Raw genomic sequence first — 1,462 nt, forward strand, 5'->3', positions numbered from 1 at the left:
GCCAAGAGCGCGGCGCGGGCGGGGCAGCGGGGGCCACCGGCGGCGGCAGCTGAGTTTCGGAGGGCGACATACAGAAAAATAACGGAGCCGAAAGCCGGGCCGCACGGCAGCCCTTACCTTCGTCGGGGCTTGCTTCTTACGGCGGCGCGCCAAAATGTTGCCCCCGGGCAGGTAGTTATGACAAAGTTAGATTCGCCCGCCGAGTTGCCGGGCCCGTGGTGGCGCGAGCTGCCCATTCTGTTGCACCGCGCCGGCCGCGAGCTGGGCCAGAACGACCCGCTGCGGCTGGGCGCGGCCACGGCGTTTTTCACCTCGTTTGCGCTGCCGCCCATTCTCATCATCCTCATCGCGCTGCTCAGCTCGCTCTACCCGTCGTCGCTGGTGCGGGTACTGCTGCTGGCCAAGGTGAGCGACCTGGTGGGCTCGTCGGCCGCCGGGCTGGTGGCCCAGATTGTGATGAACGTGGCCGACCCCGCCCGCAGCCGCTGGGTCACGGTGGCCGGGTTCATCTTCCTGCTTTTCGTGGCCACCACGCTGTTCACCATCATTCAGCACTCGCTCAATCAGCTCTGGCAGATTCGGCCCAAACGGGACGCGGGCAAGGTGTCGCAGGCGGTGCGCGAGCGGGCGCGCTCGGTGGGCATTCTGCTGGCCACGGCGGGGCTGTCGCTGCTGGCTTTCGGCACCGATGCAGCCCTAGGCCTGTTTGCCGAGAGCATCCGCGACTTCGATTCGACTTTTGCCTACTTCCTCATTCGGGGGCTGAATGCCTTTATTGCCTGGCTGATTTTAGCGGCCTGGTTCGGCGTCACGTTCCGGACGCTGAGCCTGGCGAAAGTGCCCTGGCGGGCCGTGACGCGCGGGGCGGCGCTCACGGCGGTGCTCATCAGTCTGGGCGAGGTGGTGCTGGGCCAGCTGCTGGTGGCGCGCGATTTGGGGCCGGTGTACGGGCCGGCGTCCAGCCTGGTGCTGGTGCTGCTGTTCGTGTTCTACTGCGCCATGATATTCTACTTCGGCGCGGCCTTCACCAAAGCCTACGCCCACCGCATCGGGCTCGACATCAAACCCAAGAAAACCGCCGTACGCTACCGGCTGGTGAACGTGGAGGACAATTAACCTCACCCCCAGCCCTTCTCCTCAGGGAGAGGGGAGCCTACCGATGCTTGTAGCCCATGCTTTAGGTTGAGCCCGAGAGAATGCCTTGGCTCATCTCAACGCCGCACGAGCTTAAGCATGTGCTATAGGTAACCGAACCGGTGCCCCCTTTCCCCAAGGAGAGGGGGTCAGGGGGTGAGGTTCCGTAAGCCGTACCTTTGCCGCGTGCAAACTCCCGATACCTCCGCCGCCGGGGCCGCTGCCGCAGCGCCCCAACCCGCCAAGCCCAACCTGCAATTCGCCGATTTCGCCCTTGCTCCCGCCCTGCTGGCGGGCGTGGCCGAGCTGAATTTCGCCCAGCCCACGC

At 65.7% G+C, this 1,462-nt stretch carries 1 protein-coding gene; it reads left to right on the forward strand.

What is annotated here, in order from left to right:
- Positions 1 to 177 precede the first annotated feature (177 nt).
- Complete coding sequence (locus ACYVDE_RS22680) at positions 178 to 1,116, forward strand: YihY/virulence factor BrkB family protein (protein ID WP_460503807.1); 939 nt, start codon at positions 178 to 180, stop codon at positions 1,114 to 1,116.
- The last annotated feature ends 346 nt before the right edge of the window (positions 1,117 to 1,462 follow it).

It is taken from the genome of Hymenobacter agri, from assembly GCF_054778495.1.

Bases quoted from the DNA above. Each gene is read 5' to 3' on its own strand.
- ACYVDE_RS22680 (WP_460503807.1), top strand. From the start codon at position 178: ATGACAAAGTTAGATTCGCCCGCCGAGTTGCCGGGCCCGTGGTGGCGC.